The following is a 15,808-nucleotide window of genomic DNA, read 5'->3' as shown; positions in this document are numbered from 1 at the left end:
GAGCCAGGGCACCACGTGCACGAACAAGGAGTGACCGGCGTAGCCGGGCCGCGTGGCCCTGGCCGTGGGTGCCAATCCCGTTCTAACCTTGACCTGCGTGTTCGCGGACGTACCTGGCGAGAACAGGGTTCAAGTTGAGTCCCCTTGGGGATCCCACGTCGGTGTCATCGAGAAGGTGTGGAAACCTGCGCGGGCCCTCCGCTCTCCGTACTGGAGGCGAAGATGGTCACCGCGCAGGCGCCCACCACGACCAGGATGACGAGCGGAATACCTCTACGGTGAGGTCCTATGCCGACACCCTCTGGCCCCTTCACCGGGCGTACGATCGCTGGCCTCGCACGGGACCTGCGCGACGGCCGGACCACCTCCACGGCGCTGGTCCAGTTGGCGCTCGACGCCATCGCCGAGGCCGACCCGCTGCTCAACGCGTTCATCACCGTGGACGCCGCCGGTGCGCGGGCCGCGGCGCGGCGCGCGGACGAGGAGCTGGCCGGGGGCGTCAACCGGGGGCCGCTGCACGGTGTGCCGGTCGGCGTGAAGGACCTCATCATGGTCGCCGGGCTGCCCGCGACCATGGGCTCGCGGCACTTCGCCGGTCACGTCGCGGTCGCCGACGCCGCCTGCGTGACCCGCCTGCGCCAGGCCGGGGCCGTCGTCATCGGCAAGACCAACACCCACGAGTTCGCGTACGGCCCCACGGGCGATCGTTCCGCCGCCGGCCCGTCGCGCAATCCGTGGGAACCCGCGCGCATGTCGGGCGGCTCCAGCGGCGGCAGCGCGGTCGCCGTGGCGGCGGGTATGGTCCCGCTGGCCCTCGGCACCGACACCGGTGGCTCGGTCCGCATTCCGGCGGCCTTATGCGGGGTCGCCGGTTTCAAGCCCGCGTACGGGGCGATCCCGGTCGACGGCGTCTTCCCTCTGGCGCAGAGCTTCGACACCGTCGGCCTTCTCGCGGGCCACGAGGAGGACTGCCTGATCGCCTACCGGTCCCTCGTCCCTGCCGGAGCCCCAAAGGACGACGGCCGTCCGGCGCGGGTCGCCTGGCTCGATCCCACCGGGCTGTTCGCCTGCGACCCCCAGGTGGCCCGTACGGTACGCCGGGCCGTGGAAACGGGCACCGGACCGCTGGAGGAGGTCGCGTTCCCTGCCAAGGACGTGGACGAGCTACGCGAGACCTACATCGCCATCCAGAGCAGCGAGGCGGCGGCCGTACACGCCGACCGGCTGGCCGAGGCGCCCGAGCTGTTCGACCCCGAACTGCTCGAACGCGTGCGCGGCGCCGCCGAGATGCCGGGCTGGCGGTATGTGCGGGCCATGCGGGCCCGCCCACGGCTCACCGAGAGCGTCGGCGCGCTGTTCGAGCGGCATGACGTGCTCGCGCTGCCGACCGTACCGCTCACCGCGCCGTTGCTCGGCCAGCGCACGGTCGAGCCGGACGGCGAGCCCGTCGCGCTCGGTCAGCGGGCGACCGAGCTGGACGGCGGGTCCGTCGCCGTGCGAGCCGCGCTGCTCGCCCTGACGAGCATGTGGAACGTGGTCGGTTTTCCGGCGCTGAGTGTCCCGGCCGGAACGGTGCGCGGCCTGCCGGTCGGGCTGCAGCTCGTCTGCCGTCCCGGTGGGGAGCACCTGCTGTTCGAAACCGCCGGGGCCACGCATGGAGGCCCTCCGCCCGGGTAGCCGGGAGCGGATGCGGATCCAGGACTGGTTCCTCACGGACCAGGAAAGAGGAAACCCGGCGTCCAGGCTCGACGCCTGGTCGACGGGTAACGACGTACGCCCGCTGATCCACGGCGCGACCTACTTCGCCGAGCTGAAGGCCTGCGTCGAGGCGCTGCGCGAGGACGACTTACTCCTGTTCGCCGACTGGCGCGGCGATCCCGACGAGCGGCTCACCGAGAACGGGCCCTCCGTGGGTGACGCGATGGCCGCCGCCGCGCACAAAGGTGCGCTGGTCAGGGGGCTCATATGGCGTTCGCACCTGGACCGGTTACGCTTCAGCTCGGCCGAGAACCGGCACCTGGGCGAGGCGATCGAGGCCGCGGGCGGGCAGGCCGTCCTCGACACGCGGACCAAGCCGGGCGGCTCGCACCACCAGAAGTTCGTCATCCTGCGTCATGACGGCGATCCGGTCGCCGACGTGGCCTTCCTCGGCGGCATCGACCTGTGTCACAGCCGCCGGGACGACGCCGACCACCTCGGTGATCCGCAGGCGTGCCCGATGCCCGGCGAGTACGGCCGGCGGCCCCCGTGGCACGACGTCCAGGTCGCCATCCACGGCCCGGCGGTGGCGGAGGTGGAGAAGGTGTTCTGCGAGCGGTGGGAGGACCCGGCGCCGGAGACCAGGGATCCGATCAGGCGGCTGCGCGACCATTTCGCCAGGATGGACGATGTTCCTCCGCTGCCCGAGCCGGGGCCGCCGCCGCCCCCTGCGGGCACGCACACCGTACAGATCCTGCGCACCTATCCCGCCAGGCGTAGCGGCTACCCGTTCGCGCCGGAGGGCGAGCGGAGCGTGGCGCACGCCTACCAGAAGGTGCTCGGCCGGGCCCGTTCGCTGGTCTACCTGGAAGATCAGTATCTGTGGTCCACGGATGTGATCGAGCCGTTCGCCGAGGCGCTGGAACGCGAGCCCGGTCTGCGGATGGTCATCGTGGTGCCCCGCCATCCCGACCAGGACGGGTGGCTGGCCGGGCCCGCGAGCCTGATCGGCCGGGTCCACGCGCTGAACCGGCTGCTGCGGGCGGGCGGCGACCGGGTCGCCCTGTACGACCTGGAGAACCATGAGGGCACCCCCGTCTACGTGCACGCCAAGGTCTGCGTGGTCGACGACGTGTGGGCCTCGGTCGGCTCCGACAACGTCAACCTGCGCTCCTGGAGCTACGACTCGGAGCTGAGCTGTGCCGTACTCGATGAGCGGGAGGATCCGCGCGAGCCGCACGGCGCCCGGCGGTTCGCCCGCGAGCTGCGCCTGGCGCTGATGGGCGAGCATCTGGATCTACCGGAGGACGGCGCGGCTCGCGACGAGCTGTGCGATCCCGTGGCCGCGTTCGACGCCTTCGCCGACGCGGCGGCGCGGCTCGAAGCCTGGCACGCGGGCGGCCGGAAGGGGCCGCGGCCGCCGGGGCGGCTGCGGCCGCATTCCTACCCCGAGCTGCCCCGGGTGCGCGGGTTGCTCGCCACGCCGCTCTACCGCCTGGCGGTCGATCCCGACGGGCGGCCTCCCGCACTGCGGAGATCCAGGACTTTCTAGCGCTCGCTGCTGTCCTGAGGCCACCCTCCGTGATCACTCGGCGGCGCGCTGCCCTATCCTGTACGGCTCTGTGCAGCTGAGGAAGGGAATCCGAGTGAACGTGAGCCTGCGCCCGGTCCGTGCGGCGGACCTGGATGTGTTCGAGGAGAATCTGAGCAGCCCGAAGGGGACCGGCGAGCAGCAGTGGTTCGGCCATCGCACCCTGCACATGATGCGCGAGGAGTTCGCGGCGAGCGGGCTGCTGAGCCCCGAGGGCGGCTATTTCACCATTGATGCCCGTGGCGAGGTTGCCGGGTGGATGCACTGGTTCCAGCGGATCTGGGGTCCGCGGCACACCTCCTGGTGCTGGTCGCTGTCCATCGTGATCTTCCCGCGCCACCGCGGCAAGGGCGTCGGCAGCCGGGCGCACCGCGAGCTGGTGACGTACCTGTTCGACCACACCCGGGCCGAACGGATCGAGGCCATCACCGATGTCACCAACCTCGCCGAGCAGGGCGCGCTGGCCAACGCCGGGTTCGAACGTGAAGGCGTGATCCGCCGGGCCCAGTGGCGCGGCGGGAGCTGGCACGACCAGCTGTTGTATTCGGTGCTGCGGCCGGAGAAGTAGTCACGCGAGCTCCCCGCACGCGCAGGCCACGAAGTGCTCCTGATCGGCCGCCCCGCCTGTCTCGTGGTAGCGGCAGGTGCCGGTGGGCGGGGCGTCCTCCCAGGGGGCGTGCAGCCTGGGCACCGCGGCGATGAGCTCGCGCGTGTAGGGGTGCAGGGGATCGCCGAAGACCGCGCCGGTCGGGCCCATCTCGACGACCGTGCCGCGCCGCAGCACCACGGTGCGCTCGGCCAGGTAGTTGCCCAGCGACAGGTCGTGGGTGACGTACAGGACGGCCAGGCCGCGGGTCTTGAGGTCGGCCAGCAGGTTCAGCACGTCGATGCGGGTCGAGGCGTCGAGCATGCTGGTGATCTCGTCGGCGATCAGCAGCTTGAGGTCGAGCAGCAGCGCTCTGGCGATCAGCAGTCGCTGGAGCTGGCCGCCGCTGAGCTGGTGGGGGTACTTGCCGAGCACCTCGCCGGGGTTGAGCCGCACGTCCTGGACAGCCGCGCGCACCCGCTCGGCCCACTCGGGCTCGGGGACCGACGGGTAGTACGTCTCCTTGATCATGCGGAACACGCGGTCGGCCTTGAACACCGGGTTGTAGCAGCTGAACGGGTCCTGGAAGACGCCCTGGACGCCCCGGTAGTAGTCCTTGCCGGGCTTGACCGGGACGCCGTCGACGGTGATCGAGCCGCTGGTGACCGGGGTCAGGCCGAGGATCATCCGGCCGATGGTGCTCTTGCCGCTGCCGCTCTCCCCGATCAGGGAGACGACCTCGCCCGGCCGGACGTCGAAGCTCACCCTGTCGACGGCCGTGACGGTCTTTCCGCCGAACGTCCCTACCTTGTAGACCTTGGTGACGTTGTCGAGTCTCAGCATCAGGCCTTCCAGCACGCGACGAAGTGGTCCGGCTCGATCTCCACGGCGGGCGGCTCCGCCAGGCACTCCTCGCCGGCCAGCGGGCACCGGTCGCGGAAGCGGCAGCCCTTCGGCGGGTCGAGCAGCGACGGCGGGCCGCCGGCGATGCCGGTCAGCCGCCGGTCGTCGTGCCGGACGCCGACCTCGGGCAGCGAGTTGATCAGCAGCCGGGTGTACGGGTGGCGCGCCGCCTTGATGACCTGCTCGGCGGGTGCCTTCTCGGCCAGTTTGCCGGCGTACATCACCATGATCGTGTCGGCGAGGCGGGCGGTGAGCGCGAGGTCGTGGGTGATGAAGATCATGCTCTTGACGTAGCCGCCGTCGCGGAAGCCGAGCAGGGCCCTGGCGACCGCCTTCTGCGTGGAGACGTCCAGAGCGGAGGTGACCTCGTCGGCGATGAGCAGCGACGGGTCGAGCAGCGTCGAGATGACCATCACCATGCGCTGCTTCATGCCGCCGGACAGCTCGATGGGATAGCGGCCGAGCACCTCGCGCGGCAGGCCGACGAGGTCGAGGCGGCTGTTCAGCTCCTTGGGGTCGAGGGTGGCGCCGCGTGACCTGAGCAGTTCGGTCACCATCTTGCCGATCTTGCGAGTGGGGTTCAGCGCGCTCATCGAGTACTGCGGGATGAGCGAGACCTCGTGGAAGCGGAAGTCGTTCATCCGCCGGTCATCGGAGATGGGCAGCTCGCGGCCGTCGAGCTCGACCGTGCCGCCGGCGTGGCGCATCCGGCCGTCCATGCGGATCAGGCTCTTGCCCAGGGTGGTCTTGCCGCACCCCGACTCGCCCGTCAGGCCGAGGATCTCGCCGTCGCCCATCGCGAACGAGACCCCGTCGAGTGCCTTCACCTCGCCTTCGAGGGTGCGGTAGTACACCCTCAGGTCCTCAACGCGCAGGCTCATGTGGCCCTCAGCTTCGGGTTGAAGACCTCGTCGAGGCCGACGTTGGCGACGTACAGGGCGCCCACGATCGCCGTGATGGCCGCGCCCGGCGGGACGAACCACCACCACAGGCCCAGCTGGAGCGCGCTCCACTGGGTGGCGTTCTGCAGCATGAGCCCGAGCGAGATGCCCTGCGTCGGGCCGAGGCCGATGAAGTCGAGCGAGGAGGCGATGAGGATCGCGCCGCCGAACAGCAGGATGAACGTCATGAACAGGTAGGAGCTCATGTTGGGCGCGATCTCCCTCGCGATGATCCTCCTGCCGCTCACACCGCTCAGCCTGGCCAGGTCCACGAAGTCGCGGGTACGCAGCGAGAACGTCTGCGCCCTGATCGCCCGCGCCGCCCACGGCCACGACGTCAGCCCGATGAACAGCGCCTGGACGCCGACGCTGCGGATGCCGAGGTAGGCGTTGATGATGAGCAGCACGGCCAGCGCCGGGATGACCAGCACGACGTTGGTCACCATGGTGAGGATCTCGTCCACGATCCCGCCCCGGTAGCCGGCGGTGAAGCCGATCACCATCGCGATGACCGCGGCGATGCCGCCGCCGAGCGCCCCGGCGGCGAAGGTGGTGCGCAGGCCGTGGACGAACTGGGTGAAGACGTCCTGGCCGAACGTCGTGGTGCCGAACCAGTGCTCCGATGAGGGCGGCAGCATCGGCCCGGCCACGTACTCGTTGGGCTCCCCCGTGGCCAGGAGCACCGGGCCGAACAGGCCGAGGAGCAGCAGGAGCAGCACCAGGCCGCTCCCGGCCATCAGCTTGCCGTTGCGTACGGCGAAGTACAGCGCCTCCCGCCGTACGACGCGCACTGGCGGCGCGTCGTACGACTCGGACGGTTCCGAGAGGGTCGTCATGCCTGGGCACCCGCCATTCCCGCTCTGGTCCTGGGATCGATCACGACGTAGACGATGTCGATGACGAAGTTGGCCACCAGCACGCCGATCACGATGAACATGAAGGCGCCCTGCAGCAGGAAGAAGTCCTGGTTCTGGATCGCCTTGAGTATCAGGCTGCCCAGCCCCGGATAGGAGAAGACGATCTCGGTCACCAGCGCCCCGGCCACCAGCACGCCCAGCTGCAGCGCCAGCCCGGTGACCTGCGGGAGCACGGCGTTCCTGAAGGCGTAGCGCCGGATCAGCCGGGCGGGCGCGCCGAGCGCGGCCAGATAGTTCGCGTAGTCCGATTCAAGCTCATAAATGATCATATTTCGCATGCCGATCGCCCAGCCGCCGAGCGCGACGAGGAACAGCGACAGGAACGGCAGCGCCCAGTGGTGCAGCAGGTCCAGCAGGAACGTCGCCGACCAGCTGGGCTGGAGCGAGAAGCTGTAGCCCCCGGCCACCGGGAACAGCCCGGCGATGACGCCCAGCGCCCAGGCCAGGATCACCGCCAGCCACATGTACGGCGTGGCCGTCAGCACGTACCCGATCGGCAGGAGCGTGTTGTCGAGCAGCTTGCGCCGCGCCGCGAACGCGCCGAACCGGTTCCCGACCACCCAGCTCAGCAGGATGGCGGGGATCATCAGCCCGAGGGTGTACGGCACCGCGTTCAGGATCACGGTCCTGACCGGGGTCGGGAACACCCAGATGCTGATGCCGAAGTCGCCGTGCAGCAGCGCCGCCCAGAAGTTGAGGTACTGCCGCCACAGCGGCTGGTCGAAGCCGAACAGATCGGTGTAGTAGGCCCGCATCGTCTCGACGGCCTCGGGCTGCGTCAGGTTGGCCCTGGCGACCATGCTGGACACGGGGTCGCCGGGCATGAAGCGCGGGATCATCCAGTTGACGGTGACGGCGACGACGAAGGTCAGCCCGTAGATCAGGAGTTTCCGGCCGAAGTATTGGCGCACGTGAGGTCTCCCAGTAGGCCCCCTCCCCGCAGGAGCGCGGGAGGAGAGGGCGCGAGGGTCAGGAGGCGGCGGGCTGGAGCTGGGTGAGCGTCTCGAAACCGCCGAGTTCGAGCCAGTTGCGCCACATGGCGGGCGCCGTCTTGGGCGCGCCCTGCGCCGCGGACGGCCAGTTCTTCCACACGCTCACGCTGGACTGGGCCCACAGGCCGTTGTACCAGAGGGGGATGATCGGCAGCTCGGCCAGATGGATCTTCTGCAGCTGCCCGGTCAGCGACTTCATTTCCGCCACGTCGTCGGTCTTGACCTGGTCCAGTCGCTGCACCAGGGCCCAGGCCGCCTTGTTCTCATAGCGGCCGAAGTTGACGGTGTTCTGCGTCTTCTGGATGGGCAGCTGGAACATGTAGTCGTAGTACGTCCACGGGCTGTTGGACAGGCCGCGCTCGTTGTTGAGCAGCAGGTCGAAGTCGCCCTTGCCGCGCTTGGCGACCAGCGCGTTGTAGTCGGGGAAGTCGGGCTCGACGTTGATGCCGGCCGCCTTGGCGCTGCCGGCGATGACCCGGGCCGCCTCCATCCAGTCGGTCCAGCCGGAGGGCACGATGATGGTCAGGTCGATCTTGCCGCCGTCCTTGCCCTCGACCAGGCCGTCACCGTCGCGGTCCTTGTATCCGGCGTCGGCCAGCGTCTTCTTGGCCTTGGCCAGGTCGAAGGAGAAGCCGCCCTGGCTCACCGCGCCCTGGTCGACGTACTGGTCCCACTGCGGCAGCAGCCCCGTCGGGCCGGCCGCCTTGACCAGGTTGCCGTAGACGCCCTCGACGATCTTCTTGGTGTCGACGGAGGCGGCCAGCGCCTTGCGGAAGGCGGGGTCGTCCATCGGCTTCTTCGTGGTGTTGGGCACCAGCCAGGCGGTGTTGGCCGACAGCATGTACGGCGGCTGGTCGTAGAAGGAGGTGATGCCGAAGTTGCCTTTGACCAGGTTGGCCACGCCGGGCAGGAAGTTGTTGCTGAGGTCCATGCCCTTCTGGAGCAGCATGCCCAAGGCGACCTCGTTGCTGGGGGTGGCGACGTCGACGATGTACTTCGGCTTGGGATCCATCTTGAGCGCCGTCCTGCCCCACCAGTCGTCCCGCTTGACCAGGACCACCCGGTCCTGGTCGTGGCTCTGGAACTTGTACGCCCCGGTGCCGACCGGATCGTCGTTGACCCCGTTGAGCACGTCTTCTTCCGAACGGCCGCGCCAGATGTGCTCGGGCACGACGACGCGGTTGTAGAGGTTGTAGTCCCACTCCTGGTAGTTGGCCTTGGCGAAGGTGAAGCGGACCGTCTGGGCGTCGGGCGCCTCGACGCTCTTGAGCCAGTCCCAGACGTTGTGGAACGGGACCGTCTTCATCTTGCCCAGCTCGTAGGAGAACACGACGTCCTTGGCGGTCATCGGCTGGCCGTCCGCCCACGTGATGCCGGTGCGGATCTTCGCCTCGTACACCGTGTCGCTCGTCCAGCCGCCGCTCTCGGCCAGCCACGGGGTCAGCTTGGCGGCGTTGGGGTCGTAGTGGAACAGCGTCTCGTAGACCAGCCCTTTGGTGCCGACCGCGGAGTCCCATTCGCGGATCGGGTTGAAGTTGGCCGGTGGCCCCCACTGGGTGCCCGTCGTGTAGAGAGTCTGGTTGCGGGGCAGCGAGCCTGGATTGCCGGGGTTCGCGGCGGGCGCGCTCGCCGGCTGGGAGTTCGGAGCGGTCGGCGTGGCGCCGCCGCCGGTACATGCGGCGGCGGCCAGGGCCGTCGCCAGGAGCGGAATCAGGATCCGCGCCCCTTCGCGCATCTCGCTCTCCTTACCCCGCCGCCGTCGGCGGAGGTTCGACCGTCTGTCGCCCCGAACTGAACCGGGTAAGTACCCGCGAACGTAAATTTGCGCGCGGGGCGCGTCAATAGCCGAGGGAGATTCGGGCAGCGATTAGCGCCGCCTATCGCTCCGATGGGCGGCAGGCGGATGAAAGTTTCAGGCGGCGCCGGCTAACCGGTTCGCCACGTCACGGGGCTCGTACTCAGCGGACGCGCGCCTCGTCACGGGGCTTCGTCCTCAGCGCACGCCGCGCGGCCTGAACTGGATGCTGATGCGCGGCCCGGTGGGGCGGGTGGTCTTGGGGATGGCGTGCTCCCACGTGCGCTGGCAGCTGCCGCCCATCACGATGAGGTCGCCGTGCCCCAGATCGTGCCGGATCGACGCGCCGCCGCCCCGGGGGCGCAGCAGCAGCGGGCGCGGGGCGCCGACCGAGATGATCGCGACCATGGTGTCCTCGCTGCCGCCCCTGCCCAGGGTGTCGCCGTGCCAGGCCACGCTGTCGCGGCCGTCGCGGTAGAAGCAGAGCCCGGCCGTGCGGAACGGCTCCCCGAGCTCCTCGGCGTAGCGCTCGTTGAGCGCGCGCAGGGCGTCGTCGAGCGCCGGGTCGGGCAGTGGCTCGTCCTCGTCGTAGAAAGCGAGCAGCCGCGGCACGTCGACGACTTTGTCGTACATCCGGCGCCGTTCGGCCCGCCACGGCACCACCTCGCACAGCCGGGAGAACAGCGCGTCGGCCTCCGCCAGCCAGCCGGGCCCGAAGTCGATCCACGCCCCGCGCTCCAGAGGCGTCCGGCGGATCGCCGAGCCGACGAGCTCGTCGGCTCCGAGCAGAGAAGCTTGGAAAACAGCCGTCATGGCATCAAGTGTAGGCGATCGTTCAAACATTCATTCGATTAGGTGCGCAGACCGGCTGCGCCCGGCCTGTGACGGCCGGGCGCGCGGCTCGTCGTCCCACCCGCCCGGTCTGTACGGCACGCAGCCCGTACAGACCGGGGCGGCCACGCAGGCCGCCGATCCCCACGGGTCCAGTATCGGGTATCCCCGCCCGTCACGCCTGTTACCTCACTGCCCGTTTGTGCCATTTGCTGCCGGGCCGTTTACTGCCGGGCCGTTTACTGCCGGACCGGTTGCCGCTGAGACGATCAGGTGCGGCCGCGATGGGCGGCGACGCGTTCGCGGGTGGCGCACCGCGTGCTGCAGTAGCGCCGCGGGCTGCCGCCCCCCAGGTCCAGGTACGGCCGGCGGCAGGTGGCCGAGGCGCACAGCCCGCCCGGCATGCGCTGGTGATCGGCCAGCAGGACGGCCAGCGCCAGGGCCGAGGAGGCCAGGAACCACTCCCCCCACGGCGCGTAGTCGTCGCCGTCCACGTGCAGGTGCCACGGAGTCGTGTCCCCGTGGTTCGTCAGGCGGGGCGCCCGCGCGGCCGTCGCCAGAAGATCGTTCAGCCGGGCGGCCGCCAGATCGGGACCGGCCGCGGCGAAGACGGCGACCAGCCGCTCCGCCGCGGCCCGCATCGCCGCCAGGTCTGCCTCGCCCAGGTCCAGGTCGCCGGTTTCGCCGTGGTCGCGCAGCACCCGCGCGACCGACTCCGCCGACGGCTCCTCGTGCAGCAGCGCGACGCACAGATCCACGGCCCGGGCCGCCATCGCTTTGGTCGAGTGAACCGCCACGCCAGCAGCGTATGCCCGCGAACACCGAAACGGCGGGGCTCCCCCAGCCCTGCGGACACGGAAACGGCAGGGCTCCCCCAGCCCCGCCGTGCCGCGTCTAACCTGAGGAGAGCTCAGCCGCCGCAGGCCGCGAAGACGTAGCTGTCCTTCAGGAGCGAGTAGTGGTCCCGGACCTTGACGGCCCCGGTTTCGGTGTCGATCTGGACGATCGTCATCTTGTTCGCCTTGCCGTCGGGGTACTGCACGAGGTGCAGCGTCACCTGCCGGTCGCCGGTCCAGTCGATCATGTTGAGCTCGCCGGCCGGCAGCTTGACCTTCCGCTTGGCGATGACCTGGTCGCTCTGCATGTCGTACAGGACGAGCTGGGACTTGGCGCCGCCCATGACGACGTTCGCGGTCGTCCGGCCGTCGGCCGCGAGGGCCGACGGGGCGTTCGAGGCGACGATCTGCGGCGGCGTGGCCCGGTACAGCTGCTCGCCGGACTCGCTGTAGGCGATCAGGTCCGTGACCGACTCGTCGGCGGAGACCTCGGTCAGCAGCTCGCCGCCGTCGGCGCTGAAGCCGAGCAGCGTCTGCGCGCCGGGCGTCGAGCCGAGCAGGGCGCCGGTGCCCGTGTCGAAGATCCGCGTCTTCACCGCCTTGTTGGTGCCGAACACGGCCGCGAGCCGGCCGCCGTCGTCGGAGAGCTGGAACGTCACGTCGTACTGGGCCACGCGCGGCAGCGCGTCCTTGGCGAAGACCTTCACCCCGCCCCCCATGGTCCGTACGGCCAGCCGCCCGGACTTGTCGAAGTACGCGACGCGCTGACCATTGCCGCTGACGGCGATGGGCGCGACCTGGGTGTGCGACGACTTGCCGTTCGCCTCGCGGGCGATGGTCTCGGCGTCGGGCAGGGAGCCCTTCTCCCCGCTGTGCATCACCAGCCGCCACCCCCCGCACGGCCGCTGCTCGCCCTTGACCGTGCAGCCCTTGACCGAGGCGTAGCGGATGCCGTCGTGGTGGTCGTGCGGCATGGCCTGGGCGGCCTGAGGCGCGGTCACCAGGGCGGCCAGCCCTGCCGCGATCGCCACGGCGATCCTGATCTTCATGGTGTCACTCCCCTGCCACTCTGAAGGCGTACCTGGTCTTGCTGATCGAGTACTTGTCCGTCTGCGTGGCGGCGCCGGTCTGCGTGTCGACGGTGAACTCCCGTACCACCGCCGTCGAGCCTTCGTCGCCTGTCTGCACGTGCACCATGAGCCGCCCGTCCGCGGTCCACTGGGCGAGGTACGGCGTCTGTGCCGGCTTCAGCGCCAGATCCACGCCCGCGGAGAGGTCCCCGGTCTCCAGGTCGTAGATCCGCAGCCGAGGGGCCTTCTTGGCTTCCTCGTCCCCCGAGATGATCACCGCGACGGTCTTGCCGTCCGCGGCCAGTGCGGTCATGGCGGAGTTCGCCACGACCTGCGACGGCGTGCGCTTGATCGAGGTGCCGTCGGCCCGGTACGCGATCAGCGTGGAGGTGTTGTCGCGCCTGAAGCGCTGGGCCAGCACCTCGCCCCCATCGCCGCTGAAGCCGCTCATCGAGTCCTTGGCGGGCAGTTCGACGATCTTGCCGGTGGCGATCGTGACCACCTTGGCGGGGACGCGCTCCTTGTCGTCGGTGGAGTCGACCAGCAGCTTGTCCCCCTGGGGCGACAGGTACAGGCTGAGCGGGCTCGTCCCGTACCGCTTGGGCACCAGGGACGCGGCCAGCACCTTGACCGGTCCGCCCGCCACCTGCCGTACGACGATGCGGTGGTCGCCGGCCCGCTCGTAGGCGATCACGCGGCCGTCGCCGCTGATGGCGAACACGCCGGCGTCGTCGAGCTTCCTGCCCTTGCCGTCGATCTCGGCGGCGGCGGCGTCCTTGACGGTGAGCTTCCCGCCGTCACGCGTGATCAGCTGCCAGTGGCCGCAGGGGTAGGTGGTCTCGGTCTTCTTGTCGGTGCAGGTCTTGATCCAGGCCGCCCGGACCTGGGAAGGGCCTGCTTGGGCGTGCGCGGCGGGGGGAGTGATCCCCAGCCCGCCGATGACCGCCGACGCGAGGAGCGCGGCGGCCGCTGAGGTGTGCCTCATGGTGGTGTTCCCTTCACTCGTCCGGTTAGATAGCGGCGGAGTGAAACGGGTTGATCACAGGTGAGACACATTCATGTGCCCGCCAGGACAGGTGGTCAGCGCAGCGGGCGGCGGCCCGGGAAGCCCAGGTCCGTGCGGTGATACCAGGTCAGCTCGGTCTCGCCCTCGATCCAGCACAGGCGTACGGACACCCCGTCGAGCACGGCGGGAAAGTCGATGAGGACCGGCGCGATCCCCTTCACCTCGATGCCCTGCCCGGTCCAGGTGCTCAGGATCTCCTCGATGCGCGCCTCGATCGCCTTCATCTCGGGGATGCCGCCCAGCGCGGACCCGCCGGCGCTCTCGCGGTCGAAGGCGATCTCGGCCAGGTCGGCGCGGGCGGCGATCAGCACGCCGGCTTCGTCGATGATCGAGGGCATGAGCGAGCGCGCCTCGTCGAGGGTGAACGTCCTGGCCATGCCCGAACGCTACCGGTTGGGCGCGCTCGGCGCTTTCACCGGTTGGGCTCGTAGGCGCGCACGAGCAGTTGCTCGGCGTCGTCGAGGTAGGCGTCGAGGAAGGCGGCGGCCTCGTCCGGCCGGTCGGCTTCGAGGAGCTCGAGGAGCTTGCGGTTGCGGGTGACGAACGGCTCGTGGAAGGCGCGCGGGTTCTTCATGACGTGGAAGACCAGCCGCAGCTCGGCCAGGAGCTGGCGCATGGCCTCGTCGAGCCGGGGGCTCTGGTTGAGCGTCACCAGCGCCTGGTGGAAGCGGATGTTGGCGGTGCCCACGCCGCGCCAGTCGTCGTCGGCGGCGGCCCGCTCGGCGTCGGCCACGGCCTCCCTGATCACGGCCAGCTCCTGGCCGCTCGGGCGGCGCCGGACGGCCGCGCCCTCGATCACCCGGCGTACGCGGTAGAGGTCCGCGACGTCCTCGGCCGACAGGATCCGGACGAACACGCCCCTGTTGAGCCGGTGGTCCAGCAGCCCCTCGTGGCCGAGCAGCCGGAACGCCTCGCGCAGCGTGTTGCGCGACACGCCGAGCGCGTCCGCGATGGCCTCCTCGGACAGGCGCTGACCTGGCTCGAAGAAGCCCTCGGTGACACGGTCGCGCAGGATGTCGGCCACCCGCTCGGCCGTGCTGCTGCGGCCCAGCCTGGACCGGTCATGTTCGAGATCCGCAAGGGGGCTGTCCGCCGCGTCATCCACAGTCAACAGGGAATCATCCAACAAACCTCTTGTCGAATTGTTCAACGATCCTTATGTTGATAAGAACCCCCTGATCGAAGGAGCGATGATGACAGGCTCCACGCGGCAGACCCGGCGGGTGATCCTCGCCAGCCTGATCGGCACCTCTTTGGAGTGGTACGACTTCTTCCTCTACACCACCGCGGCGACGCTGGTCTTCGGCAAGCTGTTCTTTCCCACCTTCGACCCGCTCAACGCGACCCTGCTGGCCCTGACGACCAACGCGGTCGCGTTCGTGGCCCGGCCGCTGGGCGGGATCGTGTTCGGCCACTTCGGCGACCGCGCGGGCCGCAAGACCGTGCTGGTCGTGACGCTGCTGGTGATGGGCGTCTCGACGTTCCTCATCGGCGTGCTGCCCGGCTACGACAGCGTCGGCGCGCTCGCGCCGGTCCTGCTGGCCACACTCAGGTTCATACAGGGGCTGGGCCTGGGCGGCGAGTGGGGCGGCGCGGTCATCATGTCGCTGGAGCACGGCGACGACCGCCGTCGCGGCTTCAACGCCAGCTGGCCGCAGGTGGGCGTGCCCGCCGGATACGTGCTGGCCACCGGGACGCTGGCGATCCTGTCCTTCACGCTGTCGGACGCGGCGTTCCTGTCGTGGGGCTGGCGGGTGCCGTTCCTGCTGTCGGGCGTGCTGGTGCTCGTCGGGCTCTGGGTCCGGCTGAAGGTCACGGAGTCGCCGCTGTTCGCGCAGCTGGCCCAGCAGGGCGCCAAGGCGAAGATGCCGCTGCTGGAGGTGCTGCGTACGCACCCGCGCGCGTTGCTGTCGGCCTTCACCGCGCGCATCGGCGTGGACGTGGCCTTCTACACCTTCACCGCCTACATCCTGGTCTACATCACCGGCCCGCTGAAGCTGGAGCGCTCGGTGGGGCTGAACGCGGTGCTGATCGGGTCGGCGCTGCAACTGGCGCTGATCCCGCTGTTCGGCGCGCTGTCGGACCGGGTCGGCAGGCGGCCCGTCTACTTCGCGGGCGTCATCGGCGCCGCGGTCTGGGTGTTCGTCTTCTTCCCGCTGCTCGACACCAAGTCGTTCCCGCTGATCGCCCTGGCCGCGATCGTCGCGCTCATCACCCACGCGGCGATGTACGGCCCGCAGGCCGCCTTCATCGCCGAGCTGTTCAGCACCAGGCTGCGCTACAGCGGCGCGTCCATGGGATACCAGGTCGCCGGGATCGTCGGGGGCGCGCTGGCTCCGATCATCGCGCTGAAGCTGTTCGCCGCGTACGGCACCACGACGGCGGTCTCCCTCTACGTGGTGGCCGCGCTGGCCGTCACGGCCGTCGGCCTGGCCATCGCGCCGGAGACCCGCGACCTGGACATCACCGCCGACCCCGCCGCCGACCCCGGCGACATCCCGCAACGAGCCTGAGCCCGCCGGCTTCAGCGACGTCTCATGACGGGACCTGAGCGTCCCATCCTCGGCCGGACACCGTCCACG

Annotated in this window: 15 protein-coding genes; 4 read left to right on the top strand and 11 right to left on the bottom strand. The window is 70.0% G+C overall.

Annotation, left to right across the window (positions count from 1 at the left end; translation table 11 throughout):
- The first annotated feature begins 288 nt into the window (after positions 1 to 288).
- The 3 genes from ACQP2T_RS22215 (at position 289) to ACQP2T_RS22205 (ending at position 3,857) form a co-directional block, all read left to right on the top strand.
- The gene (locus tag ACQP2T_RS22215; RefSeq protein ID WP_433518021.1) at positions 289 to 1,677 is read left to right on the top strand and encodes an amidase; all 1,389 of its coding nucleotides are present in this window, start codon (positions 289 to 291) and stop codon (positions 1,675 to 1,677) included.
- Positions 1,655 to 3,250, top strand: coding sequence for a phospholipase D family protein (locus ACQP2T_RS22210; protein WP_433518020.1), 1,596 nt, complete (start codon positions 1,655 to 1,657; stop codon positions 3,248 to 3,250). Before ACQP2T_RS22215 ends, ACQP2T_RS22210 begins: the two co-directional genes overlap by 23 nt.
- 94 nt (positions 3,251 to 3,344) lie before the next feature.
- Positions 3,345 to 3,857, top strand: coding sequence for a GNAT family N-acetyltransferase (locus ACQP2T_RS22205; RefSeq protein ID WP_433518019.1), 513 nt, complete (start codon positions 3,345 to 3,347; stop codon positions 3,855 to 3,857).
- Here the strand turns inward: ACQP2T_RS22205 and ACQP2T_RS22200 are convergent, their stop codons facing one another.
- The 11 genes from ACQP2T_RS22200 to ACQP2T_RS22150 form a co-directional block, all read right to left on the bottom strand.
- On the bottom strand, positions 3,858 to 4,718 hold the full coding sequence (locus ACQP2T_RS22200; protein WP_433518018.1) for an ABC transporter ATP-binding protein: 861 nt from the start codon (positions 4,716 to 4,718) through the stop codon (positions 3,858 to 3,860).
- The gene (locus ACQP2T_RS22195; protein ID WP_433518017.1) at positions 4,718 to 5,659 is read right to left on the bottom strand and encodes an ABC transporter ATP-binding protein; all 942 of its coding nucleotides are present in this window, start codon (positions 5,657 to 5,659) and stop codon (positions 4,718 to 4,720) included. Before ACQP2T_RS22195 ends, ACQP2T_RS22200 begins: the two co-directional genes overlap by 1 nt.
- A complete protein-coding gene (locus ACQP2T_RS22190; RefSeq protein WP_433518016.1) occupies positions 5,656 to 6,555 on the bottom strand; it encodes an ABC transporter permease in 900 nt (299 codons plus the stop codon). Before ACQP2T_RS22190 ends, ACQP2T_RS22195 begins: the two co-directional genes overlap by 4 nt.
- Positions 6,552 to 7,547: an ABC transporter permease gene (locus tag ACQP2T_RS22185; RefSeq protein WP_433518015.1), complete on the bottom strand. Its 996-nt coding sequence runs from the start codon at positions 7,545 to 7,547 to the stop codon at positions 6,552 to 6,554. Before ACQP2T_RS22185 ends, ACQP2T_RS22190 begins: the two co-directional genes overlap by 4 nt.
- 58 nt (positions 7,548 to 7,605) lie before the next feature.
- On the bottom strand, positions 7,606 to 9,363 hold the full coding sequence (locus tag ACQP2T_RS22180) for an ABC transporter substrate-binding protein (RefSeq protein ID WP_433518014.1): 1,758 nt from the start codon (positions 9,361 to 9,363) through the stop codon (positions 7,606 to 7,608).
- 258 nt (positions 9,364 to 9,621) lie between these two features.
- Positions 9,622 to 10,236, bottom strand: a complete 615-nt coding sequence (locus ACQP2T_RS22175; protein WP_433518013.1) for an alpha-ketoglutarate-dependent dioxygenase AlkB — start codon at positions 10,234 to 10,236, stop codon at positions 9,622 to 9,624.
- A gap of 287 nt (positions 10,237 to 10,523) precedes the next feature.
- Positions 10,524 to 11,051 (bottom strand): CGNR zinc finger domain-containing protein, encoded by a 528-nt coding sequence (locus tag ACQP2T_RS22170; protein ID WP_433518012.1) that lies wholly within the window; start codon positions 11,049 to 11,051, stop codon positions 10,524 to 10,526.
- A 113-nt stretch (positions 11,052 to 11,164) separates the two neighbouring features.
- Complete coding sequence (locus ACQP2T_RS22165; RefSeq protein ID WP_433518011.1) at positions 11,165 to 12,139, bottom strand: hypothetical protein; 975 nt, start codon at positions 12,137 to 12,139, stop codon at positions 11,165 to 11,167.
- Positions 12,140 to 12,143: 4 nt separating this feature from the next.
- Positions 12,144 to 13,145, bottom strand: coding sequence for a hypothetical protein (locus tag ACQP2T_RS22160; protein WP_433518010.1), 1,002 nt, complete (start codon positions 13,143 to 13,145; stop codon positions 12,144 to 12,146).
- A 95-nt stretch (positions 13,146 to 13,240) separates the two neighbouring features.
- Positions 13,241 to 13,603, bottom strand: coding sequence for a DUF2203 domain-containing protein (locus ACQP2T_RS22155; protein ID WP_433518009.1), 363 nt, complete (start codon positions 13,601 to 13,603; stop codon positions 13,241 to 13,243).
- 35 nt (positions 13,604 to 13,638) lie between these two features.
- The gene (locus tag ACQP2T_RS22150; RefSeq protein WP_308016272.1) at positions 13,639 to 14,331 is read right to left on the bottom strand and encodes a GntR family transcriptional regulator; all 693 of its coding nucleotides are present in this window, start codon (positions 14,329 to 14,331) and stop codon (positions 13,639 to 13,641) included.
- An 85-nt stretch (positions 14,332 to 14,416) separates the two neighbouring features.
- On the opposite strand from ACQP2T_RS22150, the gene ACQP2T_RS22145 reads away from it, so the two are divergent.
- A complete protein-coding gene (locus tag ACQP2T_RS22145) occupies positions 14,417 to 15,739 on the top strand; it encodes an MFS transporter (protein WP_433518008.1) in 1,323 nt (440 codons plus the stop codon).
- Positions 15,740 to 15,808: the final 69 nt, after the last annotated feature.

The sequence above is a fragment of the Nonomuraea sp. CA-143628 genome (assembly GCF_050942315.1).
In the GTDB taxonomy this organism is placed as follows: Bacteria; Actinomycetota; Actinomycetes; order Streptosporangiales; family Streptosporangiaceae; genus Nonomuraea.
This window is presented reverse-complemented; position numbering and strand designations above follow the sequence as displayed.

Bases quoted from the DNA above. Each gene is read 5' to 3' on its own strand.
- ACQP2T_RS22145 (WP_433518008.1), top strand. From the start codon at position 14,417: ATGATGACAGGCTCCACGCGGCAGACCCGGCGGGTGATCCTCGCCAGC.
- ACQP2T_RS22165 (WP_433518011.1), bottom strand. From the start codon at position 12,139: ATGAAGATCAGGATCGCCGTGGCGATCGCGGCAGGGCTGGCCGCCCTG.
- ACQP2T_RS22195 (WP_433518017.1), bottom strand. From the start codon at position 5,659: ATGAGCCTGCGCGTTGAGGACCTGAGGGTGTACTACCGCACCCTCGAA.
- ACQP2T_RS22190 (WP_433518016.1), bottom strand. From the start codon at position 6,555: ATGACGACCCTCTCGGAACCGTCCGAGTCGTACGACGCGCCGCCAGTG.
- ACQP2T_RS22155 (WP_433518009.1), bottom strand. From the start codon at position 13,603: ATGGCCAGGACGTTCACCCTCGACGAGGCGCGCTCGCTCATGCCCTCG.
- ACQP2T_RS22200 (WP_433518018.1), bottom strand. From the start codon at position 4,718: ATGCTGAGACTCGACAACGTCACCAAGGTCTACAAGGTAGGGACGTTC.
- ACQP2T_RS22160 (WP_433518010.1), bottom strand. From the start codon at position 13,145: ATGAGGCACACCTCAGCGGCCGCCGCGCTCCTCGCGTCGGCGGTCATC.
- ACQP2T_RS22180 (WP_433518014.1), bottom strand. From the start codon at position 9,363: ATGCGCGAAGGGGCGCGGATCCTGATTCCGCTCCTGGCGACGGCCCTG.
- ACQP2T_RS22210 (WP_433518020.1), top strand. From the start codon at position 1,655: ATGGAGGCCCTCCGCCCGGGTAGCCGGGAGCGGATGCGGATCCAGGAC.
- ACQP2T_RS22215 (WP_433518021.1), top strand. From the start codon at position 289: ATGCCGACACCCTCTGGCCCCTTCACCGGGCGTACGATCGCTGGCCTC.
- ACQP2T_RS22175 (WP_433518013.1), bottom strand. From the start codon at position 10,236: ATGACGGCTGTTTTCCAAGCTTCTCTGCTCGGAGCCGACGAGCTCGTC.